Below are 25,095 nucleotides of genomic sequence, written 5' to 3' on the forward strand. Positions count from 1 at the left end.
ACAATATCCCGTTAATCCGTGAAGAACCTTGCTGCGTTATGGCCTTGCTCCCAATTCTTGAATTCCCCGATCCCCGCTTGCGAACCGTCGCCACGCCGCTGACTCCTGAGCAGGTCCGCGAGCCGGCCTTCCAGCAGCTGCTCGATGACATGTTCGAGACGATGTACGATGCGCCCGGCATCGGTCTGGCCGCCAGTCAGGTCGACGTCCATCAGCGGTTCATGGTGATTGACGTCAGCGAAGAGCACGACGAGCCGCTGGTATTCGTCAACCCCGAAATTACGGAGCGCGACGGCGAGCAGATCTATCAGGAAGGCTGTCTGTCGGTGCCCAACATTTTTGCCGATGTGGCCCGCGCCAACTCGATCACCGTGCGGGCGATGGACCGCAATGGCGATGCCTTCGAAATGAAGGCCGATGGTGTGTTGGCGGTGTGTATCCAGCATGAAATGGATCATCTCGACGGCAAGCTGTTTGTGGATTATCTGTCGCCGCTGAAACGCGAGATGGTGCGCAAGAAGCTGGCCAAGGCCGCCAAGTTCAAATAACGGCCGTCGGTAGCCGTTACCGATTTCAGTCAAGGATTGTTTGCTTCATGCGTATCGTGTTTGCCGGAACGCCCGAATTTGCCGTACCCGCTCTGAAAGCCGCCTGCGGTCAGGGCGAAGTGGTCGCGGTGTACACCCAGCCCGATCGGCCTGCTGGTCGCGGTCGCGGCATCCTGCCGTCGCCGGTGAAAGCCGAAGCGCTTAAGCGCGACATTCCTGTGTACCAGCCGCTGAATTTCCGCGACAAGGAAACGCGCGAGCAACTGCGCGCGCATCAGGCCGATCTGATGATTGTGGTGGCTTATGGGCTGATCCTGCCTTCGTCGGTGTTGCAGATGTTTCCTGACGGTTGCTGGAATGTGCATGCCTCGATGTTGCCGCGCTGGCGTGGTGCCGCGCCGATTCAGCGTGCCATTCAAGCCGGCGATACGCAGACGGGCGTGTGCCTGATGCAAATGGAAAAAGGTCTGGATACCGGTCCGGTGCTGATGTCGGTGCCGGTGGTGATTCACCCCGATGAAACCGGTGGCATGCTGCACGATAAGCTCGCCGAATGGGGCGGACAGATCGTGCACGACGGTCTGGCACTGCTGCGTGCCGGCATTCGGCCGGCCGCGACGCCGCAATCGTCCGAGGGTGTGACCTATGCGCACAAGCTCGAAAAGCAGGAAGCCATCATTGACTGGGGTCGCCCTGCAACGGAGATCGCCAACCTGGTGCGCGCCTTCAATCCGTGGCCGGTGGCAGAGACCACCATTAACGGTGAGCGCTTGCGCATCCACGAGGCCATTGCCATTGCTTACGATGGCCCGGAGCGTCCGGGCGAAACGCTGGCCATCACGCGAGGCGGGATTGATGTGCGCTGCGGTCGCGATGCCCTGCGAATCATCCGTATGCAACGCGATGGCGGCAAGCCGATCTCGGCGCCCGACTACGTCAACGCTCGACGCACAGTGCAGTAAATCCCAATGAGCAATGGTGTCGAGACACGGATATTGGCGGCCCGCATGGTGCAGGCCATTGTGTTCGATGGCCGTTCTCTAAAGGCGGTACTCAAGGAGTCACTGTCGCAACTGGACGATAGCCGCGATCGGGCGTTGGCCGAAGCCATCCTGATGGCTGTGGTGCGCAATGCACGCCGCTATGCTCTGGGGCTTGATTCGATGATGGCGCGACCTCTGGGTCGACGTGATACCGATCTGCGGTCCTTGCTCTATGTCGGCATGGCGCAGCTGCTGGAACTGCAGTTGCCCACTCATGCGGCATTGGCTACCACCGTCGATGCAGCACATGCCATGCGGCGCACGCGACAGTCGGGCATGGTCAACGCAATCCTGCGTCGCCTGCAGCGCGAAGGCTTACCCGAACAGGACGCGATGTGGGAATGGCCTGATTTCCTGCGCAATGCGGTCATAGAAGCGTATCCGGATCAGGCCGCCGAGGTATTTGCCCGCAGTGCGCAGCAAGCACCGCTGTTCCTGCGCGTCAACGCGCGGCGCGGCACGCGTGCGGCCTACCTGCAACGCCTTGCGGATGCCGATATCGAAGCCCGGGCAGTGGCTGCTGATCCCTACGCCGTGCAACTGACGACATCCCTCTCCATGCAGCAGCTGCCGGGCTTTGCCGAAGGCGATGTCTCCGTCCAGGATCTGTCGGCGCAACTGGTGACGCCGCTGCTCGATGTCGAAGAGCACATGTCCGTATTCGATGCGTGCGCAGCGCCCGGGGGCAAAACCGCATCGCTGCTGGAGCGTTTTGCTCCCAAGCGACTGGTTGCGACTGATAACAATGCGCGTCGCGTCCAGCAGATCCGCGAGACCTTGCAGCGCACGGTCGGCGACTTGCCCGGCGTCGAGGTGCTGCTTGAAGATGCGCGTAAGTTTGCCGACGGTAGGCACTTTGATCGGATTCTGATGGATGCGCCGTGCTCGGGTACCGGTGTGGTGCGGCGTCAGCCCGATATTCTTCTGCATCGCCGTCCCGACGATTTAGAGGCATTGGTTACGACGCAGCGGGAGCTGCTGAACCATGCCTGGAACTTGCTGCAACCCGGCGGCGTGCTGGTCTACGCCACGTGTTCGATTCTGCCGGCAGAAAATGCCGAGCAAATCGCTGCGTTCGTGCGCCGCCATGCCGATGCGAGCTGTGAGCCACCGTACGATGCCGATGTCTACGGCATGCCCATCCTGACCGAGGACCGGTATTGCGGTCACCAGCGGCTACCCGGTGATCTGGATGCTGACGGCTTCTTTTACGCCCGGCTGCGCAAGAGCCATCCCGGAGAGGCTGCATGAGTACAAATAAACGGTATTCGGAGCGCACGCTGTTCTGGCTCTGTGCCACAGTGATTCTGTTTGTAGGGCTGGGCCTGCGCGACCCGTGGCCGGCCGATGAGCCGCGTTTCATGCTCGTGGCCAAGCAGATGGTGGAGTCCGGCAACTGGCTGTTTCCCATGCGCGGCGACGAACTCTATCCCGACAAGCCGCCGGTGTTCATGTGGATCCAGGCGCTGCTGTATGGACTGACGGGCTCGGTGCGCATCGCGTTTCTGCTGCCCTCGTTGGTTTCTGGTCTGATCGTTTTGGGTCTGGTTCGGGATCTCGGCCGCCGACTGTGGTCGGACGCGTCGAGTTCCGTTTGGCATGTCGGCGCGATTGCCTCGTGGCTGCTGCTGTTTGCCGTCATGTTCACCTTTCAGTTCAAGCGGGCGCAGATCGATCCGCTGATCACGCTGTGGGTGACGATCGGTATCTGGGCGTTCCTGCGTCACTATCTCGAACGGCCATCGCTCGCCTTGTGGTGTCTGGCTTGGGCGGCATGCGGAATCGGCATCATCACCAAGGGTGTTGGCTTTTTGCCGTTGCTGGTCTTGCCAATTGCAGTGTGGGCCACGCGAGCACGTTGGCAGTCCATGGCGCCTTCGACCCGATCGCCGATGCGATGGCTGCTCGGTCCCGTGGCGTTGGTGGTGCCGATTGCCTTGTGGCTGATACCGATGGCAACGGTGGCCTACGGCGGCAATGATCCGATGTTCCGCGCCTACGCCGACAACATTCTGTTTAAGCAGACCGCCGGCCGTTATACCAATCCGTGGTTGCATCAGCAGCCGTGGTACTACTTCATTCAAGTGGTGCTTCTGCAATGGTTGCCAGTGAGTCTGGCTTTGCCGTTCGTGTGGCGCGACTGGCGCACGGCCTGGCAACAGCGCGATGCGCGCATTCTGCTGCCGCTGCTGTGGGTCGTGCTGGTAGTGATCTTTTTCAGCCTGAGCAAGGGCAAGCGCGAGGTCTATGTCCTGCCTGCCTTGCCGATGTTCTGTCTGGCGGTGGCCCCGTTCGTGCAACGCATGGCTGCCGGCAAGGGCTTGCCGCGTCTGGTGAGCGGCTTTAATGCCGTGCTGATTGCATTCCTGCTGTTGGGTGGCGCCGCGCTTGCATTCGGTTGGATGTCGCCTCCGAACACTTTGGCCGGTAACGCGGTCCCGATGGGATATGTGTTGCTGGCCTGCGGTGCGGCGGCGTTGGGCGGTAGTTTGTTGCTGCGTCGCCTGCACAGGTTCGCGCCATTGGCTGCGACCTTGTCGGCGCTGTGGATTGGACTAAGTCTGTTTGCATATCCCTTGCTCAATGACGACAGTTCGGCGCGGGGTCTGATGCGCGATGTCGCCGCACGCATTCCTGCTGATGCCGAATTGGGTCTGGTGGCATGGAAGGAACAGAACCTGCTGATGAGGCATAACCGCACGCGGACATTCGGCTTCCTACGGCCGCCGCTGGCGCAATGGCAGGATGCAGCAGCGTGGGCGCAGGAGCAGCCTTCGCGGCGTTGGTTGCTGAGTGAGCGCAAAGCCTTGCCGCAATGCATGCAGGGCGCGCAAGCCGATTTCATGGGTGTATACAACCGCCGTTACTGGTATCTGGTGCCGGCGACGCACGCTTGTGCGGCGAGCGCGCAGGAGATGCGCGATGTCGAGCTGGACCGCACCAAGGGTTTTGAAGGTGCATTCGAATGAGCGATTCCATGGCTTCGATCAATACGGTAGATACCGAGCGCGGCATCCGGGTTCTGCATTTTGTGACCGGAGGATTCAGTGGTGGTGCGACGCAAGTGGCCGTGCAACTGGTCCGTGCGGCGCTGGAAGACAACGAGGTGGGCATGGAGCCCTTACTCGTACTGAACCGTAAGCGCCGAACACCGCCGGGTCGAATCGAAGAACTGCAGGCGCAAGGGGTGCCGTTGCGCACCGTGCAGGCATGGACGCATCGCGGTGTGATTGAACAGCTGGTAGCGATTTGCCGCGAGTTTGAGCCGGACGTACTGGTAGCGCACGGTTTTAGCGAACATATCTGGGGACGCATGGCTGCGGTACAGGCAGGCGTTCCGCGCATCGTGCACGTGGAGCACAACACGCGCGAGCGATATACGCCGCGGCGTCTGGCGCAGACTCTTGCACTGGTTCCCGTCACCAACGCGTTTGTCGGCGTCTCGCAGGGAGTCCACGATACCCTAATACAGATGGGCATGCCGGCCGATCGCACGGTGGCGATTCCGAACGGGATTGATCTGACGCCGTTCCGACGCGCTCTGGAAATTCCGTTTCATGAGCGCGAGCCGGGCATCGTGATGGTGTCCCGATTCTCGCGGCAAAAGGATCACGATTCGCTGATCCGGGCTCTGCACTTGCTCAAGCAGCGCGGACTGACGCCCACGGTGCATTTGGCAGGCGGCGGTGGTGACCGTCATCGGCGCCCGATTGAACGTCTGGTGCGCAAGTGCGGCCTACAGTCCCAGGTGATTTTCCATGGCATCCATCGCGATGTGCCTGGCCTGCTCAAGTCCAATCGGATCTGTGTGCTGTCCACGCACTGGGAGGGCATGCCTCTAGCGCTGCTCGAAGGCATGGCAGCCGGCAATGCCGTGGTCGCCAGTTATGTGCCGGGCGTCCGCGAGGTCATCACCAATGGCGTGACGGGTTTGCTGGTTGCCGAATCCGATCCGCATGCTTTGGCCGATGCATTGCAGGAAGTGCTGACGGATGTGCCCTTAGCGAGCCAGCTCGGTGTGAATGCTCACCATCAGGCGTTTCGTGAACATGGCCGTGATCGCATGACACGGCGTTACTCCGACCTGATCACCGATCTGTTTATTGCACCAAGCAAGGTGTCACGCAAATCCAGGGCGCGCTCGAACGGCAGGTAATCCATCTGCAGCACGCCACGGCTGGCGCCGGGTGTGTCCATCACTAGTGAGGCCGTGCCGAATCGGCGATCGAGCGGATTGCGTTTGATGGAGACCACCTGGGCGCGACGGATCTCGGCAAGGTGCCACGTTTTTGAAATCCAGCCTTTGCGGATGCCAAAGCTCTGCGCATCGAGGCTGAAAGCGGCGTAACGCACGTTGTACCAGGATTGCGCGACGGCGACGAACAGCAGCATGACCAGGCTCGCCCAGTACAGTGGTGTATTGATGAAGAGGCGAGCAGGCTCCACGAAATGCGCAACGATCTGTGTAGTGCACAGCACCGGCACGATGATCAGTGCCCATTCGGCCAGTTGACGCCACACATTACGCATAGAGACATGCTCCCATTGCCTGCCGTCGATACGAATCGCGGGCGCGAGGTGCTCGATGATCTGTGCCACCTGGGCTGGCGTAGCAACCGGTAACAGATGATTGCTGACAGCTTTTGGCATGCCGTCTTCCGAGGTGCCGGATTCGCTGCCGGCCAATGTGTCTACATCTACAGTTCGGCGCTTGAGCAACCGATGCCAGATGGTCTCGCGAATACGAAAGGCCTGAATCCGGCTCTTGACGATGGCATCGTGCCAGCGGCTCAGCAAACCGCGCTCGGTCTGCAGGCGACGCGGCTGTTCAACGAGCTGAAAGTTGTAGTGCGTCCATAACGCCAATACGATCGACAGCAACTTGACGAACACGACTACCAGCATCACCACGCTCAATGCCGCCATCAGCATCGCGGGCATCGAAAGGTGCGTGAAGCGATCGACCTGACCGGTCAGATCCAGGCCTTTCAGTAGTCGCCGCAGCACAAATTCCCAGACATCATCCATAAACTGCGAGGCACCACCGACCGCCGCGCCCAATACAATCAGGCCGCGGTTGGATACCAGGCCGTAACGGATCAGTTCGGCCAAGTTCATTCGCAGCAGCAGCGTTCCGCTAAGCGGTGCACTTGGCATGGGCTGGCCATCGGTAGCAGGCACACTCGCGACAATGCGACCTTGCGACTGCACTAACTCGGAGAGATTCACGGCATCGGCATAGCGCAGCACGTTGAGGATCGCTTCGGGCTTACGGCTGCCGGCGGACTCCAGTTCCACACGTGCGACTCCAAATGCGCGGTGTAGCGGATTCTGGATTAGCTTGACGTTCTGGATGCGGTTAAACGGAATGACTTTGGTTTCCTTGTCCCACATCCCCTGGCGCAGCAGCACTGCCTTCTGTGTCAGGTCCCAGCGCGTAAAGCGCAGCTGCCACCAGTTCAGAATCAGGATGGCCGCGAACACGGCGGCAATCAGCCATGCGCGATCACCGAAGCTGGTGGTTTTGCCCAATACGCCCGCTGCGAACAGTGCAGGGATCCACTGCGGCAAACCGCGGATCACTGAAAACACCCACGAGTGCGGATACAGCGCGCGGGTCAGTTCCGGAATCGAGCCGGTCTGCGGGACCGGATGCGGAGTGCTCACTCATCCACCCAGTCAATGCGTGCAGAAAGGTAGGCACGAATCGCTTCGGCGGTTTCGCTGTCCATGTTGCGCAGTTTGACGGACGAGTGCGAAGTGCCCGCGGTGTACACGGTCAGATTCGCCAGCTGACGCGCCCGCTGCCATGGTCCGCGCATCAGGTTGAGATGCTGGACGCGTTGAATCGGCATGCGGACTTCGCGCTCCCACAGATGGCCGGAGCGCACGCCCAGGCCTTCGTCATCCAGACGCCAGCGAAAGTTGCGATGCGATTTGAGACCGCGAATCATACCGAATCCGATTCCTGCCAGCGCAATACCGACGGCGATCGGTGCATACCAGTTCCAATCGGCGGCCATGACCAGCGGAATACCGGTAGCCATCGCTACCGCCACTGCAATGCCGCCATACAGCAGTACGTTGTCGAACAGAAACATGGCCTTGGCGCGTGCCGGCAAGGGTGTCCATTCGGGGCGGGGTAATTCCATTGCATCCATCAGTAGCAGTCCGGCCAGTAAGGGTTCTGGTCATCTATCTGTTTTGTAAAGCGTTTGTACGTCCACTGATACTGTCGAAAGTCACGACGTGCGATTCGTTCCACCGAGGCGTTGAGCGCCGCCACGGAGACATCGAGCTCGTTACTGTGGATGCCGTCGGCCGCCGGCTCGACATGAATCTCAAAGGTCGGGTTGTGCTCATCCACACGTTCGCAGTACGCCATCAGTACCGGGACGCCGGTCTTGGCGGCCAAGCGTGAAAGCAGCGACATCGTCAGTGCGGGGTAGCCGAAAAACGGAGCGAACTCGCCTTCGCCAAGTTTCGGTTGCTGGTCCGGCAGGATGCCGACGACACCGCCATTTTTCAGCCATTTGAGTAAGGTACGGACGCCGGTAGGGCCATCGGCAGGCACTTGCGTCACGCGATCGACCTGATCCGCGCGCACGCGATTCAAGAACGCATCTACCGCAGGATGAGACGGCGGCGCATACAGAATTGCCAGCGGCGTGGTCTCGGCCAGCCACTGATTGAGCAGCTCCCAATTGCCGTAGTGGGGCGCGGCAACGATGACGCCGCGTCCGTCGGCAATGGCCTGCTGAAACAGCTCGGCGCCATGCACTTGCCGAATGCCCTTGAGATTCTGCGCTGCCGGTCGCGTCCAGACCCGCAGGGTTTCCAGTGCCTGCATCACCGTAGTCTGCAAAATGGCGATGGCGTCCCGGCGCTTGCCGGTTGCATCGCCGGCGGCGCCAATCAGTTCGAGATTGCGTACGGTAGCTCGGGCCATTCGCGAATTGCGCGCATACAGCTGCCGCCCCAGCACCATCGCGAAGGCATGCTGCAGCCGCCACGGTATACGGGCAATGCAAGCGGCAGCGACATAAAGCAAGCGGGCGATCAGAGTGTTCACTCGTCCAAGTGTAATGGCAGAATGAATACCAACTTGTGGATCCGGAGTCTCTGATGCTGGCCTTAGTGCAGCGCGTGCAATCGGCGTCCGTTCGTGTCGAAGGCGCGACCGTGGGTGCCATCGGTCCGGGCGTGCTGGCATTGATCGGTTTCGAGCGTGGCGACGAGGCGTCGAGCCTGCCGCGTTTTCGCGATCGTCTGCTGGGCTATCGCCTGTTCAGCGACGAGGCCGGTCGCATGAACAAATCGCTGCTCGATACGGGCGGTCAGTTGCTGCTGGTCAGCCAGTTCACCCTGGCGGCCGACACCCGTAGCGGAATGCGGGCCAGCTTCACGCCGGCGGCCGAACCTGAACAGGCCCGCGACCTCTTCGACCAATTGGTGGCGATCTGTCGCGAAAAATTGCCCACAGGGGTGGAAATTGGGCAATTTGGTGCCCATATGGAAGTAAGCCTGGTCAATGACGGCCCGGTCACCTTCCTATTACGCCCCTGAGTCTGGCCTAGATGGCACCCCGGGCGGTATAATAGGCGGTTCACTTGATTGTCTAATCGGGATTCCACGCCGCATGGCCACCAATCGTCAAGCTCGTACCGAGGAAGTCCAACTGCTCGTCGCCAAGGGCGCAGAGCAAGGTTACCTCACCCACTCCGAAATTAACGACCTGCTGCCCGACGACGTCGTCGAGCCCGAGCAGCTCGAGGAAGTGCTTGGCGTTCTGTCCAGCCTGAACATTCAGGTGCTCGATGCACCGCCGGATGCCGATACGCTGTTGCTGTCCGATGGCGCCACCGCGACCGAAGTCGATGAAACCGCTGCCGAAGAAGCTGCGGCTGCGCTGACCGGTCTCGATGCCGAGGGCGGTCGTACTACCGACCCGGTGCGCATGTACATGCGCGAAATGGGCAACGTCGATCTGCTGACGCGCGAAGGCGAAATCGTCATTGCCAAGCGCATCGAAGAAGGTCTGGCCGAACTGCAGCAGGCGCTGGGCGAATTCCCCGGCACCATCGCGCAAGTGCTGGCCGATTACGATGCGTTCAAGGCCGGCGAAAAGCGTCTGGTCGAAGTCATCGTGGGCTTCCAGGATCCGACTAGCGAGGCCGATTTGGCCGCTGCCGCTGCCGCCGCTGCGGCTGCCGCCGAAGCCACCGCCGCTGCCGCCGCCGCTGCCGGTGACGACGATGTTGATGACACCGCCACAACTGCCGATGACACGCCGAGCGGTCCGGATCCGGAACAGGTTGCCAAGGCCATGTCTGACTTGGGTGAGCATTACGCCAAGTTCATTAAGTCCTTCGAGAAGAACGGTTTTGATTCCAAGATCACGCTGAAAGAGCGCGCTGCAATGGCCGAGCTGTTTGCCACCTTTAAGTTGCCGCTCGCCTACACCGACGTGCTGGTCAATAACGTTCGTGATCAGCGCAAGGCCATCGAAGTCTGCGAAAAGCGCGTCATGGATTACGCCATTCGCGTCGCCAAGATGCCGCGTACCGATTTCGTCCGCACCTGGAAGGGCAACGCCACCAACCTGCATTGGGCCGATGATCTAATCAAGCGCAAGCAGAAGTGGTCGTCGTCACTGCGTGATATCCGCGAGGACATTCTTGCCGAGCAGAACGCCATTATCGAAATCGAGCAGCGCATGCACGTCAACGTCGAGGAGCTGCAGCGCATTCTCAGCAAGCTCTTTGTCGGTGAGGAAAAAGCACGCCTGGCCAAGAAGGAAATGGTCGAGGCCAACCTGCGTCTGGTGATCTCGATCGCCAAGAAATATACCAATCGCGGTCTGCAGTTCCTGGATCTGATCCAGGAGGGCAATATCGGTCTCATGAAGGCCGTCGACAAGTTCGAATACCGCCGCGGTTACAAGTTCTCCACGTATGCCACCTGGTGGATCCGTCAGGCCATTACGCGTTCGATCGCCGATCAGGCTCGCACCATTCGTATTCCGGTGCACATGATCGAAACGATCAACAAGCTCAACCGCATCTCCCGCCAAATGCTGCAGCAGTACGGTCGTGAAGCCACGCCCGAAGAGCTCGCCAAGGAAATGGAGATGCCGGAAGACAAGATCCGTAAGGTCATGAAGATCGCCAAGGAGCCGATCTCCATGGAAACGCCGATCGGTGACGATGAAGATTCACATCTGGGTGATTTCATCGAGGACACCAACGTCGAGTCCCCGATCGAAGCCACCACCAATATCAATCTGACCGAAACGGTTCGTGACGTGTTGGCCGGCCTGACCCCGCGCGAGGCCAAGGTGCTCCGCATGCGCTTCGGCATTGATATGAATACCGACCACACTCTCGAGGAAGTCGGTAAGCAGTTCGACGTCACCCGTGAGCGCATCCGTCAGATCGAGGCCAAGGCACTGCGCAAACTGCGTCATCCTAGCCGTTCCGAGCAACTGCGCTCGTTCCTCGATATCGAGTAATCTGCTCCGCAATTCGGCCGGTTGTCCTCTCGGCCGGTGATCAACGCCCGACACGGCGGCTGAGAGTTTTCAGCCGCCGTGCTGCGTTTTTGGACCTTCAGACCTCTTCACGCGGCAGTGACGCCTAGGATGAAAAAATCGGCTATAAAGTTAGAAATTCCAATGACTTAGGTCCAATTGTAAATGTCCAGTAAATTAAACCTTGACATGATCATAAGGATTGAACAAGATGACCATGTGTCAGTAGGTGAATTCGGCGGGGATCCTGGGTTCGACCTAGCTTTTTTGTATTGAACAGTTGAATTCACAGAGTGGGGCGATCAACTTGAACAGTCACTCAACCGCGGACGATTCAACCATACCGGCGGCCACCTCGTGGTTGACGCTCGGTGTCAGTCGTCTGGAACATTCCGTGGCGGGTCAAATGCAGCCGGGGCATCTGTACTCGCTGGTGACCGAATTGCCTTCGATCCGGTATCCGCTACTGAACAATACGATTGCCGAGGCCATTCGTGCCGGTGTTCCCTGCACTATTATCGAGGCCGCGCGACCCGAGCATTATCTCGAGCGGCTTTGCACGCCGCCCAAATTCGATCTGAACGACGCGTTGGATCGACGCATGCTCAATGTGTACTGCATGCAGTCCGAGTTTCAGAAAAAGATGTTCCAGGTCGGTGTGGGTCCCATGCTTGAGGAACTGGATCGTTTCGGCGTTGAATACGGCAGTCTGGTGCTGTTCGATCACGCCAGCTCGCTGCTGAATCTGTATGACCTGAATCTGGCTACGCAACAACTCGATGCGATTGGCGAGTGGGGCGAGCGTAATGGCCTGACCGTCATCATGGTGTTCTCGCAGTTGCATGGTAGCAAGTGGGTTACGCCACGGGCGCTGTTGGACAGCATGTCCGGCATGGCAACGCTGAGCGAATCCTCCGACGGCCTGGCCATCGGTTTTCCGTACTGGCAGTTCAACGGTGGTGTGGCGTCCGGTGTCAGCTTTCGCATCGAGCTGAATGCCGAAGGCGATTACGAGGTCACCAGTTGGAAGCGCACTCCACGCGATGCGGAGGGGCCGTATCCGGAAACCAACGGCATGGTGCTGCCGGCAAACCCGACGATCGAGAATCAAGTCGTCAATATCCGTGAGTTTGAAACGCGCAACAGTCCCCGACCGTCACCGACGCCGGGTGTGTTCCGCAATCTCAAGGCGCGTCGCTCCGAATTTGACGACTTTCTCTGACCACTTATCAGGACGTTTCATACCCTCATCGCTTTTTCACACCGCAGTCGAGACTCTGGATTCGCAATGATCGGCGACAGCAACAACAAATCGTTGACTACCCGCCTTAAAGTTGTCGATCAATCGACCGCTGCGATCCGAACTTCGCAGTTTTTCGGTGTGGTACTGCTGTCCGCGCCGGTGATTGCCGGTGCTAAAGCGGTGGATGTGCAGTCGTGGTACGGTCAGATTCCCTCGGCCAAGCCGCGGGGGCAAGTGGCCGAACGCTCGACGCGTCTGCGTTCTGCCGATGCCAAGCAGCAATGGGTTGCCGATAACGTCAGGCAATATCGTCTGCAGTATGCGCAGGCCGACTCGCGTGCACGTTCGCGCGTGGTGCCGGTGGTGCAAAGTATGTATGGCGGAGTCGGCGGTGCCGATGCCACCATGTCGATTTCCTCGCCGCTGATTCGCTCCAAAAAGAGCAGGGCGACTACCGCTGCCACGCCCGCAGCCTCTGCGACTCCGACAAAGGTGGCTCCGGCAGCACCGGTAACTCAGCCTGCAAAGGTCGCAGTCAGTAAGCCCACGGTCGCTTCCGTTGCACGCCCGCGCGCTATTGTTACGTCCAAACAAACCAAGGCGGTCACCACACAGCGGGCGAAGCCGAACGTTGCAAAGGCCGTGACAGCCCTGTCGCCGAAATCGGCGGCGCGACGCGTTGTTCGCAAAGAGACCGCTGCAGCCGCTCCGGCTGTTACCGCACGCCGTGCGATTGCAGCGCCGACTGTTGCATCGGTAGCCGTCGTGGATGCGCCTGTCAAGGCGACTCGTGTGGAGCCCGCGGTAGCAGCTTCGATTCCAACGCCCGCGCCCGCATCCGCAGTGCCATCGATCATGGATGTGCCCGCTACGGTTAGCGCAGTGCCGTCGATCATGGATGTGCCCGCCACGCCATCGGCTACACCCGCGGCAATGCCATCGATCATGGATGTGCCCGCTACGGTTGGCGCAGTGCCGTCGATCATGGATGTGCCCGCCACGCCATCGGCTACACCCGCGGCAATGCCATCGATCATGGATGTGCCCGCCACGCCATCGGCTGCACCCGCGGCAATGCCATCGATCATGGATGTGCCCGCTACGGTTGGCGCAGTGCCGTCGATCATGGAGGTGCCCGCTACGGTTGGCCCAGTGCCATCGATCATGGATGTGCCCGCTACGGTTGGCGCAGTGCCGTCGATCATGGAGGTGCCCGCTACGGTTGGCCCAGTGCCATCGATCATGGATGTGCCCGCTACGGTTGGCGCAGTGCCATCGATCATGGATGTGCCCACTACGCCTTCGGCGTTCCCCGCGCCAACGGCCGGCAGTACTCACTCGGCGTTGACAGGGTCCGAAGGGGTGCAGGTGTCGGAACGTAGTGAGGGCAATAGCCCCGAGCCCGAGGTTTACAAGGTCACGGCCGAAGCCGCGCCGATTCGCATTGCCACCGAAGCGCCCAAGCCAATGCAGATGGGTGCGTTCGAGTACGTGCCGCAGCATGAAGATCCCTACTCGACTATTAAGCGGACTCGCCCGCAACAGGCCGTCGTGAACGCCAATCTGGCCGGCGATTACCGGAAAGTCGCCAAGCTGGGCCTGCCGCTAGTGAAATCGGCAGATGCAGATCCCGAATTCCGACTGATTGTCGGTAACGCATTGGCATGGACCGGCAACACAGAGGCTGCGGATGCCATCTACAAGACCCTGCTGGATACACCGATGCGTTTGGCTGCGCTAACCGCCATGGCCAACGTGATGCGCTGGCGTGGCAAAGACTATCGCGCGTTGCCAATGTACCGCGAGGTGTTGGCTACCGATTCGGAAAATAACGACGCGCTCGAAGGTATGGCCTTGGCGAAGGAGTCCTTGCGTCCGCGCACGCGCGTTACGCTGGACACTTCAGGCGACGTTGACAACGTAGAAACCCGGGCCCTTACGGTCAACTACCGCTGGAATACGAAAGACGGGGCTCGAGTTTGGGAACTCGAAGGGCGGGGCGTCCGCGCCGAGTTGCCGGGTGGCCCGCAGGCCAGTCAGATGCAATTGACCGGCCGCCTGCACGCCCACGATTTGCCCATGGATCCGCTGATCGAGGTCACGGCATCCGATCGGATCTACGGTCTGGTGACGGTTTCGCCTATCCCCGACAAGCCGTTACGCGTGCATGCGGGTGTGGTGAACTGGGGTGATCAGTCGTTGAACCCGCGAGCACTGGATAAGCGTCTTACCGCCTGGAATGTCGGTGCTACCGGACAGTTCCCGAGCGTAGTAGGGCAGTTCTCGTTTGGGTTCGATCAGTATCGCGTTTCCGACGGCAACAATGTCAGCGCCGGCACTTTGCGACTGGCGCCGCCGTTCCATGTGATCTCCAAGCACATCAAGCCGGTCATCGGCATGGAATTCCGCGAGGCCAGGACCAATGTAGCCGAGTACTGGTCACCTGCCGACGGATACGGTACTGCGTTTGTCGGCCTCGATTACGAATGGAGCAATGATCGCTGGTCGCTGTCGGCCAGCGTGCAGCGCGGCACCCGTCTCTGGGGTGAGGCCGATAAGAGCTGGGGCGCTTCGTTCAATGCCAGTTACAAGTTGAATGCAGACTGGTCCACCGGCATGCGTGCATGGGCCATCTCCAATACCCGTGACGCGAAGCCGTATCGCGCCCACACGGGCATGCTGTTCCTGGAGCGGCGCTGGTGAGGCGACAACGCACGATCGCGTTCGGTTTCATTGGTCTTATCGTGCTGTCGTCCCTGCTGGTACTGGGATTCAGTATTCTGACCCTGCAGCGCGACGGCGGTTCGCTCACCATCATCCTCGAAAACACCGTGCTGCGCATGGTGGCCATCTACCTGCTGTTTATTCTGGTAGTGCTGATCCTGCGCTACAGCATCACCATTTTGCTCTCGTATCTTGAGCACATTAACATCGTGTCACGCCGCGATTCGAGTGCCACCGAGGCCAACGATCTTTCGCTGCCGATGATTTCGCTGGTCGTGCCTGCCTATAACGAAGGCGTTCTCATTGAGGCAGCACTTAAGGCACTACTGAATCTCGATTACCCGAATTACGAGATCATCGTCGTTGATGACGGCTCGTCGGATGACACCTATTACAAAGCTCTGCGGATTTCAGAGACCTCGGCTGACGTACCCGTTCGCGTGCTGACCCAGCCCAATGCCGGCAAGGCGCAGGCCCTGAACAAAGGCATTTCCATGGCACACGGTGAATTCGTGCTGTGCATGGATGGCGATTCCAAACTGTCCAGCAATACCCTGCGGGCCTGCGTCCGTCACTTTGCCGATGCACGTGTCGGCGCTGTGGCCGGCAACGTCAAGGTCATCAATCGCAACAACATATGGTCCAGAATCCAGGCACTCGAGTATATCGAGGGCCTGGCAATGGCACGCAAGGCGCAGAGTTTTGCCCATGTCGTGAACATTATTCCGGGGCCCTTGGGCATGTTCCGCAAAGAGGTGCTGCGCGAAGTCGGCGGCTATGATCACCACACCTTTGCAGAAGACTGCGACCTGACCCTGAAGCTGCTGATGCACGGATGGCACATTGTCTATGAGCCCGCAGCGGTGGCTTGGGTAGAGACGCCTTCGAGCCTGCTTAACCTGCTCAAGCAACGGTATCGCTGGACGCGCGGCATTCTGCAGGCCACTACCAGGCATGGCTGGGCACTCTGGAGTCCGCGACGTGCCGGCGTCAACTTCTGGATTCTCTGGTACATGCTGTTCGAAGGCGTGGTCTGGCCCTTCTCCAACGTGCTGTCCAACCTGTTCTTCGTGTACGTCAGTTTTGAGTACGGGCTGATCACGCTGCTGTTCTTCTGGTGGCTGCAGTTGACCCTGCTGGACCTGATCGCTGCCAGCTATTGCGTAATCATCGAAAAGGAAGATCCGAAAATCATTCCCTATGCCATTTTGTTTCGCCTTCTGTACATCAATATCATCGATGTGGCCAAGGTATTGGCTACAATTGAGGAATGGCGCGGCACGACCATGACCTGGGGCAAACTTGAACGAGAAGGACATTTGTAAGTGGACCTGATTTCCATTCTGGCAACCGTGATCCTGGCGACCACCATTGCCACCGTGATCATGGGCTTTGTTGCTTACGCCGCATTCAAGATCCGCGAAAACCGCAAGCCCGGTCGGGCCTTAAATCTCGATCTGGGCAATACCGGCGCCGAGGACGAGCCGATTTTCTTTAGCCGCTACGTTCCCGCCCGTATGGATAAAGATCTGGATTTGCCGGGAACGGGATTTGAATGATGGCTGCGGTCATGAATCCATCCCGTCAGGGCTCTGTAATCGGAACGCCGAAATGGCGCATTCCGCAATGGATGCTGATGCCCTATTTGTCGGTCTTGGGTCTGGTACTGCCTGTGCTTGTCTACTTGCTGATGATGTCGCACCTGGGCTGGCGTGCTCCGGTGTTCGGAGATCGTGCCCAGTCTAATGCCGCCGCCGTTGCCGAGGGCACGGTCTATCTTTTCGTCTCTGAAACGAACAAACAGTACTACGACACGATCGGCGGCAATTACGAGGTGCTGGTTCAGCCGTGGCGCAAGTATTTTAAGGCGCGCGGCCGCGAATACACCGAGATCTCGGATCTGGATCAGGTACGACCGCGCGCCAATACCGTGGTGATCCTGCCGTCTGCGATTGCGATTGGCGCTGATGAGCGACGCACACTGGCCGGTCTGCAGGAGTCGGGCGTCAGTGTCCTGACGACCTGGGCCTCCGGTACGCGCAATTCCGATGGCGAGTGGACCGGGTGGGATTTTCTGCAGTCGCTGGGCATTGTGGTGCTCGGCGAGCGTGAAAAACTCCAAGGTTCCGGGCGGCAAGTCACGATGTCCGCAGAGACGCCGCTGACGCTCAGTCAGGCCCCCGCTCAACGTGTGTGGCTGAGTCCGGCTTCGGAGCCGATGCTGCGCTTCCGTGGCGATCACATTGCCGCCCGTCTGACGGACTGGTACCGAGTAGAGACGCCCGGCTATCCGAGCGAGGGCGCTGTCGTCTATACCGAGTCCCGCACCAGCCGGACGGTTGGCTTTGCGTTCGCGGAGACGTCGTGGGATGCGTCACTCAATCTGATTTACCCCACGCTTGATGATGCATTGCTGTGGCTGCAGCGGCAGCCAATGATCGCATTGGCTAACTGGCCCAATGGCTATCACGCGGCGCAATTGGTTGAAATGGACACCGAGCACCTTTTCGGTGCCGCCAATGCACTGGCCGACATGCTCAAGGCGCGCGGTATTCCCGGCACGTTCTTCCTGCTGACGAGCGAGGCGATCAAGGATCCTAAGACGGTTCGTCGGTTGGCAAATGATCGCTTCGATATTGCCTATCACGGTGATATTCATATCGGTTTCGCCAAGCAGTCTGAGGCCGAGCAGCAAAATCGACTGACTCTCATGAGGCAGCAATTGGCCAGTCTGGATCCGGCCTTGGCCCGATCAGCGCGCGGGTTTCGGGCCCCGACAGAAGCCTATGAGCCAATCACCGAGCGACTCCTGCAAAAGATGGGGATTCGTTATCACCTGGTGGATCCTTCGCGGGCCGAAGCGGCACTCCCGTTTTTCCTGAAAGCCAAAGACGTCAGTCCGGACGATGAGTTGGTGGTCATGCCGCGCACGCAGCGCGATGACCTCAACCAGCTTTCCCTCACTCAAGATCCGCAGGCCTTGCTTAAGGCGCTGACCGATGACATGGACAACAACCGGCGCGATGGTGGTCTGGGTACCTTGAGTGTGCACAGCCAGAATATGTCGCCCGGGCAGCCGCTAAATCAGGCCATGGCTCCTTATCTTGATCGTCTGCTGCAGTATCAGCGGTCCGGGGATTTGTGGTTGGCCAGTGGCGCTCAAGTTGAGCAATGGTGGCGTGCCCGCCGCAATGTCGCGGTTGTGGGCAGTCGGCAGGGCTTGCGCCTGGAACTGGATATTTCGGTTAAGGGAAATGCTCCGGTCAGCGGCGTCACCGTGCTCGTCATGGTGCCGGCGCGTGGCACGGTGCCAACCATCCGTGTCACTAAGGTGGGCGCCGTACAACCCGTTGTGAAGCGGGTAGATGACTACACCAGCCAGCTCGTTTTCCCGACGTTGCAGCCGGGCAATTATGCATATCAGGTCAATTTTTCCAGGAGGACCAAATGAGCGATACATCCGCCAGAGATGGCGCTTATCCGCTGATGGTGGCGTTTGTTCGAGATCGGGCCTTCGCATTACCTGAGTCGCTACTCCTGCCTATTTTCCGCGAGCTGGAACAGCGTGCCGAGCCCGGTACGCTACGCGCCTGGTGTCATCTGTTCGGAAAAGTTTGGGCCGCTGATGCGGCAGATCAGTTTCCAGCCGCGCAGGACTTGGCGGCGTTAAACGAGCTGGTCAACAAATTCTGGTCTGCAAACCGTTGGGGCTGGGCGCAGCTGAGTGAGGTCGAGGGCGGCCTGCTTGTCACGCATCATGGTGCGCCGATTGCCGACGACAAGGCAGCGCCGCATCTGCACTGGTCCTGCGGCTTGCTCGAGGGGTTCTACGAGGCCATCTTTAAGCAGCTTGGTGCCGACGATTCCATGAAAGTCCGGATTGAAGGCGCTTCCGATGATCATTTTGCTCTCACCCTGCGTCTGTCGGCGTAAAGGCGCGTAGGAATCACTTCATGCCCAGTTCCAAGGAATTTTTCGGTCTTGTTCCACCTCTTGAGGAACGACAATCCGTCGAACCGCAAGAGCGTGCACCCGCTTGGCCGCTGCTGCAGTCGCTATCGCGCGAAGATCAGCCTGCTGCACCTCGACTTTCCGATGCCGAGCGCGAAGCGGCTTGGTCTGTACCCGAAGATGTTGAGCTGCCAGAAGTAGTCGAGGACGAGCAAACGCGCGGCGATCTGCTGGCTGAGGGCTTGCTGAAAACCCGCCTGGCCGCGCGTAACGACGCGCCGGAACCGCAAACCCAAACGCAAATGCAAAAAGTGGTCGAAACGCCATTGCCGGCGATGCAGTCCACGGCTTCGGCGACATCCGCCCGGACAGACTTCATGCAAAAGCCTGCGTTCGTGCCGGCACCTGACTCGGTGCGCGCGGCATCTGCACAGCCCGCGCCGGTTTCCAGGCCTGCCCCGCTTCCTCAGCCTGCTCCGGCGCCGGTCGCTGCCCATCCGCACAATCCGTTTGCAAAGCCCGCCCCAGCCCCAGTTCCGGTGCCGGTGCCGGAAGCCCAGGCCGTAGAGCCGATGCGCACGCCGGCGCCGTCGGTAGCGGACCCGCGGATAACCCCGGCGATGCCATCACCGCCTACGCCGAGTCCCTCATCGACGCCATCCAGTCTCTCGGCGTTGTTCCGCCGGATTAGCGGTGCCGCACCGGCAGCACCTGCTGCCGATCCGAACGCGCCATCCACCTCGACGCCCCCCGCAAGTGCCTCGACAGCGCGCGGCTTTCTGACACGGCTCGGGCGAAAATGAACGTTATCGGCGTCGTTTCCATGAAGGGCGGTGTTGGAAAAACGACGCTGACCGCAAATCTGGCCGCCGCATTCGATCGGCGTGGACATCGTGTCGCCGTCGTCGACATGGATCCCCAAAACGGTCTGGCATGGCACTTTGCCGATGACAATCGCAATCTGCCCGGCATCATTCAAAGTGCGCTGCAAGGCAAAGGCATTGGCGAGGGCTGGGCGGTTCCACATACGGGAATCCGCATTTTCCCGTATGGGCGGTCCGAAGAACACGAGCGTCTGGCATTCGAGGACCTGCTACGCAGCCGGCCTCAAGGTCTGGCCGCGCGCGTCGCGCGCCTGAGTAAGCGGTTTGATATCGTCCTGATCGATTCGCCGCCGGGTCACTCCATTTATCTGCAGCAGGTCCTGCAGGCCGCGCATCATTTGCTGGCCGTTCTGTTGCCGGATTTAGCATCGCTTGCGACCGTCAATGACATGGAAGAGGTCGTGGCCCAGACTCAGGCAAGGCGACCGGAGCTGCGTTGCCACTATCTGATCAATCAGTTCGAAGCGGGAGATCCGCTGGCGGCAGACCTCGTCAACATGCTGGTTACGCGGTTCGGTTCGAGGCTTCTGCCCATGATGATCCATCGTGACGAGTCCGTGCCCGAGGCCTTAGCCGTTCATCGTGTTGTGCGCAGCTATGCTCCTAACTCTCAAGCGGGTCGTGATCTCGATCTACTGACAACTCGACTGGAGCGAATGTTCGAACGATGATTGCGCCGATGGCACTGGTGCGTTTATGGCAGGAGCGCTGGGGAATTGCCCAACGTTTCGCGCCGACGCGCGAGTACACAGCGATCTTCATCAATGCCTGGGTGCAAAGGCACGCCGTGGGGAATACGACCAGTTACGGCGGACCGCTGAACCTGCTGCTGGGCGTCATCGGCTCCGTCCTGCTGCTGTTGACGGTGACCACAGATTACTCAGTAAAAGGTCAGCTGATCTTTGCCGGGATTTGTATCGTGATTTCATTGCTGCTGCGGCGCCTGGCAGGACGTCTTGCGTTCCTGATGGTGGCAGGGCTCGCGATGTTGGCCGGTTTGCGATATCTGACCTGGCGACTTCAGTTCACCCTGACCGATGATTACTACGGCATCCCTTCAATGCTGCTGTGGGATGCAGAACTGTTTCTGATCGTGGCGTTCGGCCTGCAGATGGTGCAGACCGCATTTCCGTTCCTGCTAGACCGAGCTCCCCGTCTGCCGGCATCGGACAAGGATCCCTACATTGATGTCGTGCTGATCGCACATCAGGAAACCCTGTTGAGCGTGAGTCAGGTCCGCGGTTGGATCCACGAATTCCGGCAGCAGGACTGGCCGGCCGATCGGTTGCGATTCTTTGTCGCCTGTTCCGATTTACGTCACCGCGAAGTCATCACGCAGGCGGGGGCCACATTGATCGTCCACGGCGGCTCGGTCTCTGAAAAGCTGACCGACGGTTTCTATGTCGGCCTGCCCAAGAGCAACGGCGAATTCGTGGCGATCATGTTCACTGATCATGTGAGTTCACTGCATGGCGACCCGCGAGTACTGCGCAATTGGGTCGAATGGATGGATCGCGACCCCAAGCTCGCAGTTCTGCACACAATGGATCACCGTTACATGCCACCCGACGGGCCCACGGTCCGCAAAAACATGGAGCCGGGCGACGGCGAGGAATTGGCGATGGTACGCCGCCTGTGGTGGTCCAAGGTGGAGCCCGGCCGGCCGTTCGCGGCCAAGTCCCTCGAGGACACCGGTGGCACGGTGGCAACCGTGGGTAAGTCCGTGCTCGATAACCCGAACGCACAAGTCGGGCCTTCGTGGACACGAGTGGAAACGTCGGTTCCGGAACAGGCGCTGAGGGCGCGGGAGCGCTTGCATCGACTCAATGAAATCATGCAAGGGGGCAAGCCCTATGCATGGTTCATTGTTCTGACTAATCTACTGCTGGTCGGACTGCTCGGAATATTTCCGATTAACTCGCATCTGTCGTCTTATTTGGCCTTTTTACTGCCGCTGGTGGCATTAGGTCTGATTGCCAATAACCGCTCTCAAGGTCCGCTGCACCGGGGTCTTTGGGGCGAGATTCGTCTGATATTCCTGGCCCTGATTCTGCCGCCACTGGTTACGCTGACCATGGCCAGAAGTGCCACGCGGTCTGTATTGAACGATGCGTATCCGCAATTGCAGGCCTTTAGGGCGAGCCATCTGCTAATGGCGATCGGGGTTGGCTTTTGCTTCTTTGCGACACTGATCCGTTTACCCATGGTCGAAGGTCCGTTCCGCCCATGGATGTGGCTGAGTCTGCTGGGCAGTGTCAGTCTGCTGATGCTGACAATTGCGGACTGGGCTGTATACAACGAGCGTGGACGACTGGCCGACGGTTTGAACGGCATTGAGCGCCAGCCGGCAGCGATTCGCACAGCCGGCGGGCATCTGCTGCGGGCACGAGCCATGAACTTTCCCAAATTGCCGCTACGTCTGGCACTAAGAGATCCGGCCGACAGCGCTGCCCTGGAGGGACGTGTACAAGTCCTGTTTCCAAATGCGCACGAGGCCGCATTTCACGGCACACTATTGCCGGACGATTCCGGGCGCATCGTGGAGTTCACTCCGGAGCCGGAGGATATTAGTGCCTTCCGCAATCTGCAATACGCGCAGCGATGGGAGGCGATTCGCCGGCCGGTGTGGTTGCCGCCACCCCGTTTGGGTCAATGGTTCCTGCAACTCATGGGTCTGAGATTTCTGACGGATCCACTATCGCGGCCCGACGATTCCCAATCCTCCCGCGCCACTTCGTAAACTGATTCCTGCCCATGCCCATCAAACGTAAATTCAGTCGCCGTCAGATTGCCGCCCCCGTTTTAGGGATGGCCACCTTGGTCTGCGCCATTGGCCTTGTTCTGCAAACGGCCGCGGCGCAAGCCGTTCCGACGCCGACCGCAACAGCGGACGCAGCGACGGCGCCACCGGTGGCGACAGATGCGAGCGTGAATGCGCCTGCAGTCTCGCCGGCGTTGGCTGCGCCTTCGGCACTAGCAAGCGGGACTACCGAAGCGGTACCAGCATGGCCGGGCGTGCCCGGCAATCGCACGGTGTCCATCAGCCTGAGGGAGCTGGGTGCTTGGGGCGCTCCGCGGCTAACCGGTACCGCAACCGATCGCTACTTTACCTTCCGCCTGCGGCCCGATGAAGCCGTGGTCGGTGCACGTCTGGTAATGGGCTACGACTACTCGCCGGCGCTGCTACCGGAGTTGAGTCATTTGGTCGTTGCCGTGAACGGTCAGAACGTGGGACTGTTCGGCACGCCGCCGGGACAGAACCTCAATAATCAGCGTGAGATTCCGATTCCGCCTTCGATCTTTGCGCGCAACAACGAATTGCGGTTCCAGTTCGTCGGCCACTACACGCTCGAGTGCGAAAACCCGTACAACAGTACGCTGTGGATGGTTATCCACGAGCAGACCCGCCTGGAACTCGATGTGGTGCCGCGTAATCCGGGCATCAACGACTTGCGTCAGATCGCCGATCTGTTCGCGCCGCGCGGAAGTTTTGAGCCGGTTCGGATTCCGATGGTCTTTGCGACCAACCCGGGCCCCGAAACGGTGCGTGCTGCGGGCATCGTGGCGTCCTGGGTCGGTGCGGCTTCGGCCTCGCGTACGGTAGATCTGCAGGCCCTGCGCAATTCGCTACCGCCGACCAATGCCATTCTGTTCCTGCGCGGTGGCGAAATGCTTGCCGGCATCAGTTCGACTTCCGGCTCCGGTATCTCGCTGGTTCCGAACCCAAACAATCCCGCGGCCCGGGTATTGGTCGTCAGTGGTGCCGATGACGAAGGTCTGGTTCGTGCCGCTCGTGCGCTGGCTACCGATTCGCGTAGTCTGTCCGGCACCAGCGTCATCGTAACGGGTGACCACCTGCCAGCCGCGCGCAAGCCTTACGATGCGCCGACATGGATTCCAACCAATCGCAAGGTCAAGTTCGGCGAGCTGGCTGCCAAGAACGATCTGAACCTGGAAAACCAGATTGCCGGTATCGTGCGCGTAAATTACCGCGTGCCACCGGATATCTTTACGTGGCGTACGCTCGGTGCACCGGCAGAGATCCGCTATCGCGCAACGCAGTTGCCGACGCTCGACAACTCCAATCTCAATATCGCGCTGAACCGACAGGCGCTGCAGAGCATTTCGCTGGCGGATCACACCTTCACCGACCGCACCATCAAGCAAAAAACCGAAGAGGGCAAGCCGGCACCGTTACCGAACGCGCGACTGCTCAAGCCGATCGACGGGGTGTCCTTGCGCACACTCGACTTCCATCTGCCTGCCTATGCAACGCAAGGCCGCGACCAGCTGACCTTTGGCTTCAACTTCGATATTCGCGGCGGTGGCGATTGCCAGAATGTGCCGTTGGCAGCAATGGTCGGTTCGGTAGACAGCGAATCGTGGGTGGACTTCTCCGGCTTCCCCCATTACGCCGCCATGCCCGATCTGCAGATGTTCAGCAGCATGGGTTTCCCGTTTACGAAGATGGCGGACTTGTCTGAGACCGCCGTCGTGTTGCCGTCAAACCCGAACGAGGCGGAACTCGGCCTCTACCTTAAGACGATGCAGCTGATGGGTGAGTCTACCGGTTATCCGGTGCTCCGCCACGTGGTAACGGATACCACCGGTGTGGACAAGGTGGCTGACAAGGACTTGCTCGTCATTGGTTCCGGCAACAGTCAGCCCCTGATCGCACAATGGTCCGAGAAGCTGCCGATCTCCAACGTGGCCGGACAACGTCGCTTACGTGAAGCCGTCGGTAGCTGGCGTCCGCAGTACCGCTGGGAAGAGTCCGATACCGATCGGGAGCTTTCACCGCTCGGTTCAATTAACCTTGCACGCGCCGGTTCCATTGCCGTGGCGATGGGTTTTGAGTCGCCGTTAAAGAAGGGCCGCAATGCCGTGTTCCTGTATGCCGATCGGGCGCAGGATCTGGCAAAAATCTCGGCTGCGATGAGTGATCCCGATCGCTGGAATCAGATTCGCGGAGACTTCTCACTGATCACTAATCAGAACATTGAAACGGCCAAGGTCACTCCGACGTATTATCTGGGCGGGTTGCCGGTTGTGAGCAAAGTGCGTTGGTTCCTGCGCGATCAGCCGCTGGCAGTTGCAATCTCCGGGCTGCTCGCCATCGCCGCCTTTGCAATGCTGGGTTACCGTCGCCAACGTAAGCGTCGCAGCTGACGGG

The 25,095-nt window shown here is 59.8% G+C and carries 20 protein-coding genes; 17 read left to right on the plus strand and 3 right to left on the minus strand.

Annotation, left to right across the window (positions count from 1 at the left end; translation table 11 throughout):
* Window positions 1–38 precede the first annotated feature (38 nt).
* Genes def through V3390_RS04250 form a run of 5 tightly spaced genes read left to right on the plus strand, consistent with a single transcriptional unit; the run spans window position 39 to window position 5,747 of the window.
* Window positions 39–548 (plus strand): peptide deformylase, encoded by a 510-nt coding sequence (gene def, locus V3390_RS04230; RefSeq protein WP_331703483.1) that lies wholly within the window; start codon window positions 39–41, stop codon window positions 546–548.
* 47 nt (window positions 549–595) lie between these two features.
* Complete coding sequence (gene fmt / locus V3390_RS04235; RefSeq protein ID WP_331689122.1) at window positions 596–1,510, plus strand: methionyl-tRNA formyltransferase; 915 nt, start codon at window positions 596–598, stop codon at window positions 1,508–1,510.
* A 6-nt stretch (window positions 1,511–1,516) separates the two neighbouring features.
* Window positions 1,517–2,842 (plus strand): 16S rRNA (cytosine(967)-C(5))-methyltransferase RsmB, encoded by a 1,326-nt coding sequence (gene rsmB / locus V3390_RS04240; RefSeq protein WP_331703484.1) that lies wholly within the window; start codon window positions 1,517–1,519, stop codon window positions 2,840–2,842.
* Window positions 2,839–4,560: an ArnT family glycosyltransferase gene (locus tag V3390_RS04245; protein ID WP_331703485.1), complete on the plus strand. Its 1,722-nt coding sequence runs from the start codon at window positions 2,839–2,841 to the stop codon at window positions 4,558–4,560. The genes rsmB and V3390_RS04245 overlap by 4 nt, the downstream gene beginning before the upstream one ends.
* A complete protein-coding gene (locus V3390_RS04250) occupies window positions 4,557–5,747 on the plus strand; it encodes a glycosyltransferase family 4 protein (RefSeq protein WP_331703486.1) in 1,191 nt (396 codons plus the stop codon). The genes V3390_RS04245 and V3390_RS04250 overlap by 4 nt, the downstream gene beginning before the upstream one ends.
* Here V3390_RS04250 and V3390_RS04255 read toward each other — a convergent pair.
* Genes V3390_RS04255 through V3390_RS04265 form a run of 3 tightly spaced genes read right to left on the minus strand, consistent with a single transcriptional unit; the run spans window position 5,666 to window position 8,663 of the window.
* On the minus strand, window positions 5,666–7,258 hold the full coding sequence (locus V3390_RS04255; protein ID WP_331703487.1) for a PH domain-containing protein: 1,593 nt from the start codon (window positions 7,256–7,258) through the stop codon (window positions 5,666–5,668). The two genes, V3390_RS04250 and V3390_RS04255, sit on opposite strands and share 82 nt — an antisense overlap.
* Window positions 7,255–7,743 carry a PH domain-containing protein gene (locus V3390_RS04260; protein WP_331703488.1) on the minus strand — a complete coding sequence of 163 codons (489 nt, stop codon included), beginning with the start codon at window positions 7,741–7,743 and terminating at the stop codon, window positions 7,255–7,257. The genes V3390_RS04255 and V3390_RS04260 overlap by 4 nt, the downstream gene beginning before the upstream one ends.
* A gap of 8 nt (window positions 7,744–7,751) precedes the next feature.
* A complete protein-coding gene (locus V3390_RS04265; protein WP_331703489.1) occupies window positions 7,752–8,663 on the minus strand; it encodes an LpxL/LpxP family acyltransferase in 912 nt (303 codons plus the stop codon).
* A 53-nt stretch (window positions 8,664–8,716) separates the two neighbouring features.
* Here V3390_RS04265 and dtd point away from each other — a divergent pair, with 53 nt between their 5' ends.
* From dtd to bcsB, 12 genes are all read left to right on the plus strand, one after another.
* Entirely contained in the window at window positions 8,717–9,157 is a 441-nt protein-coding gene (dtd, locus tag V3390_RS04270; RefSeq protein WP_331703490.1) for a D-aminoacyl-tRNA deacylase, read from the plus strand.
* A gap of 73 nt (window positions 9,158–9,230) precedes the next feature.
* On the plus strand, window positions 9,231–11,102 hold the full coding sequence (gene rpoD, locus V3390_RS04275) for an RNA polymerase sigma factor RpoD (RefSeq protein ID WP_331703491.1): 1,872 nt from the start codon (window positions 9,231–9,233) through the stop codon (window positions 11,100–11,102).
* 325 nt (window positions 11,103–11,427) lie between these two features.
* Window positions 11,428–12,342, plus strand: a complete 915-nt coding sequence (locus V3390_RS04280) for a BcsE family c-di-GMP-binding protein (RefSeq protein ID WP_331703492.1) — start codon at window positions 11,428–11,430, stop codon at window positions 12,340–12,342.
* Window positions 12,343–12,408: 66 nt separating this feature from the next.
* Window positions 12,409–15,066, plus strand: coding sequence for a tetratricopeptide repeat protein (locus tag V3390_RS04285; RefSeq protein ID WP_331703493.1), 2,658 nt, complete (start codon window positions 12,409–12,411; stop codon window positions 15,064–15,066).
* Window positions 15,063–16,412, plus strand: a complete 1,350-nt coding sequence (locus V3390_RS04290; RefSeq protein WP_331703494.1) for a glycosyltransferase family 2 protein — start codon at window positions 15,063–15,065, stop codon at window positions 16,410–16,412. The genes V3390_RS04285 and V3390_RS04290 overlap by 4 nt, the downstream gene beginning before the upstream one ends.
* Window positions 16,413–16,646, plus strand: a complete 234-nt coding sequence (locus V3390_RS04295) for a hypothetical protein (protein WP_331689134.1) — start codon at window positions 16,413–16,415, stop codon at window positions 16,644–16,646. It begins immediately after the preceding gene.
* A gap of 11 nt (window positions 16,647–16,657) precedes the next feature.
* On the plus strand, window positions 16,658–18,538 hold the full coding sequence (locus V3390_RS04300; protein ID WP_331703495.1) for a polysaccharide deacetylase family protein: 1,881 nt from the start codon (window positions 16,658–16,660) through the stop codon (window positions 18,536–18,538).
* On the plus strand, window positions 18,535–19,020 hold the full coding sequence (bcsD, locus tag V3390_RS04305) for a cellulose biosynthesis protein BcsD (protein ID WP_331703496.1): 486 nt from the start codon (window positions 18,535–18,537) through the stop codon (window positions 19,018–19,020). The genes V3390_RS04300 and bcsD overlap by 4 nt, the downstream gene beginning before the upstream one ends.
* 20 nt (window positions 19,021–19,040) lie before the next feature.
* Window positions 19,041–19,841 (plus strand): hypothetical protein, encoded by an 801-nt coding sequence (locus V3390_RS04310; RefSeq protein WP_331703498.1) that lies wholly within the window; start codon window positions 19,041–19,043, stop codon window positions 19,839–19,841.
* On the plus strand, window positions 19,772–20,593 hold the full coding sequence (gene bcsQ, locus V3390_RS04315) for a cellulose biosynthesis protein BcsQ (protein ID WP_331703643.1): 822 nt from the start codon (window positions 19,772–19,774) through the stop codon (window positions 20,591–20,593). The genes V3390_RS04310 and bcsQ overlap by 70 nt, the downstream gene beginning before the upstream one ends.
* Window positions 20,594–20,601: 8 nt before the next feature.
* On the plus strand, window positions 20,602–22,662 hold the full coding sequence (locus V3390_RS04320; RefSeq protein WP_331703499.1) for a glycosyltransferase family protein: 2,061 nt from the start codon (window positions 20,602–20,604) through the stop codon (window positions 22,660–22,662).
* Between the two features lie 14 nt (window positions 22,663–22,676).
* A complete protein-coding gene (bcsB, locus tag V3390_RS04325; RefSeq protein WP_331703500.1) occupies window positions 22,677–25,091 on the plus strand; it encodes a cellulose biosynthesis cyclic di-GMP-binding regulatory protein BcsB in 2,415 nt (804 codons plus the stop codon).
* The last annotated feature ends 4 nt before the right edge of the window (window positions 25,092–25,095 follow it).

It is taken from the genome of Aquilutibacter rugosus (assembly GCF_036541335.1).
Lineage (GTDB): Bacteria > Pseudomonadota > Gammaproteobacteria > Xanthomonadales > Xanthomonadaceae > Aquilutibacter > Aquilutibacter rugosus.

Excerpts from the sequence above, each read along its gene's own strand:
- def (WP_331703483.1), top strand. The coding sequence starts at position 39 with ATGGCCTTGCTCCCAATTCTTGAATTCCCCGATCCCCGCTTGCGAACC.
- fmt (WP_331689122.1), top strand. The coding sequence starts at position 596 with ATGCGTATCGTGTTTGCCGGAACGCCCGAATTTGCCGTACCCGCTCTG.
- rsmB (WP_331703484.1), top strand. The coding sequence starts at position 1,517 with ATGAGCAATGGTGTCGAGACACGGATATTGGCGGCCCGCATGGTGCAG.
- V3390_RS04245 (WP_331703485.1), top strand. The coding sequence starts at position 2,839 with ATGAGTACAAATAAACGGTATTCGGAGCGCACGCTGTTCTGGCTCTGT.
- V3390_RS04250 (WP_331703486.1), top strand. The coding sequence starts at position 4,557 with ATGAGCGATTCCATGGCTTCGATCAATACGGTAGATACCGAGCGCGGC.
- V3390_RS04260 (WP_331703488.1), bottom strand. The coding sequence starts at position 7,743 with ATGGAATTACCCCGCCCCGAATGGACACCCTTGCCGGCACGCGCCAAG.
- dtd (WP_331703490.1), top strand. The coding sequence starts at position 8,717 with ATGCTGGCCTTAGTGCAGCGCGTGCAATCGGCGTCCGTTCGTGTCGAA.
- rpoD (WP_331703491.1), top strand. The coding sequence starts at position 9,231 with ATGGCCACCAATCGTCAAGCTCGTACCGAGGAAGTCCAACTGCTCGTC.
- V3390_RS04285 (WP_331703493.1), top strand. The coding sequence starts at position 12,409 with ATGATCGGCGACAGCAACAACAAATCGTTGACTACCCGCCTTAAAGTT.
- V3390_RS04300 (WP_331703495.1), top strand. The coding sequence starts at position 16,658 with ATGAATCCATCCCGTCAGGGCTCTGTAATCGGAACGCCGAAATGGCGC.
- bcsD (WP_331703496.1), top strand. The coding sequence starts at position 18,535 with ATGAGCGATACATCCGCCAGAGATGGCGCTTATCCGCTGATGGTGGCG.
- V3390_RS04310 (WP_331703498.1), top strand. The coding sequence starts at position 19,041 with ATGCCCAGTTCCAAGGAATTTTTCGGTCTTGTTCCACCTCTTGAGGAA.
- V3390_RS04320 (WP_331703499.1), top strand. The coding sequence starts at position 20,602 with ATGGCACTGGTGCGTTTATGGCAGGAGCGCTGGGGAATTGCCCAACGT.
- bcsB (WP_331703500.1), top strand. The coding sequence starts at position 22,677 with ATGCCCATCAAACGTAAATTCAGTCGCCGTCAGATTGCCGCCCCCGTT.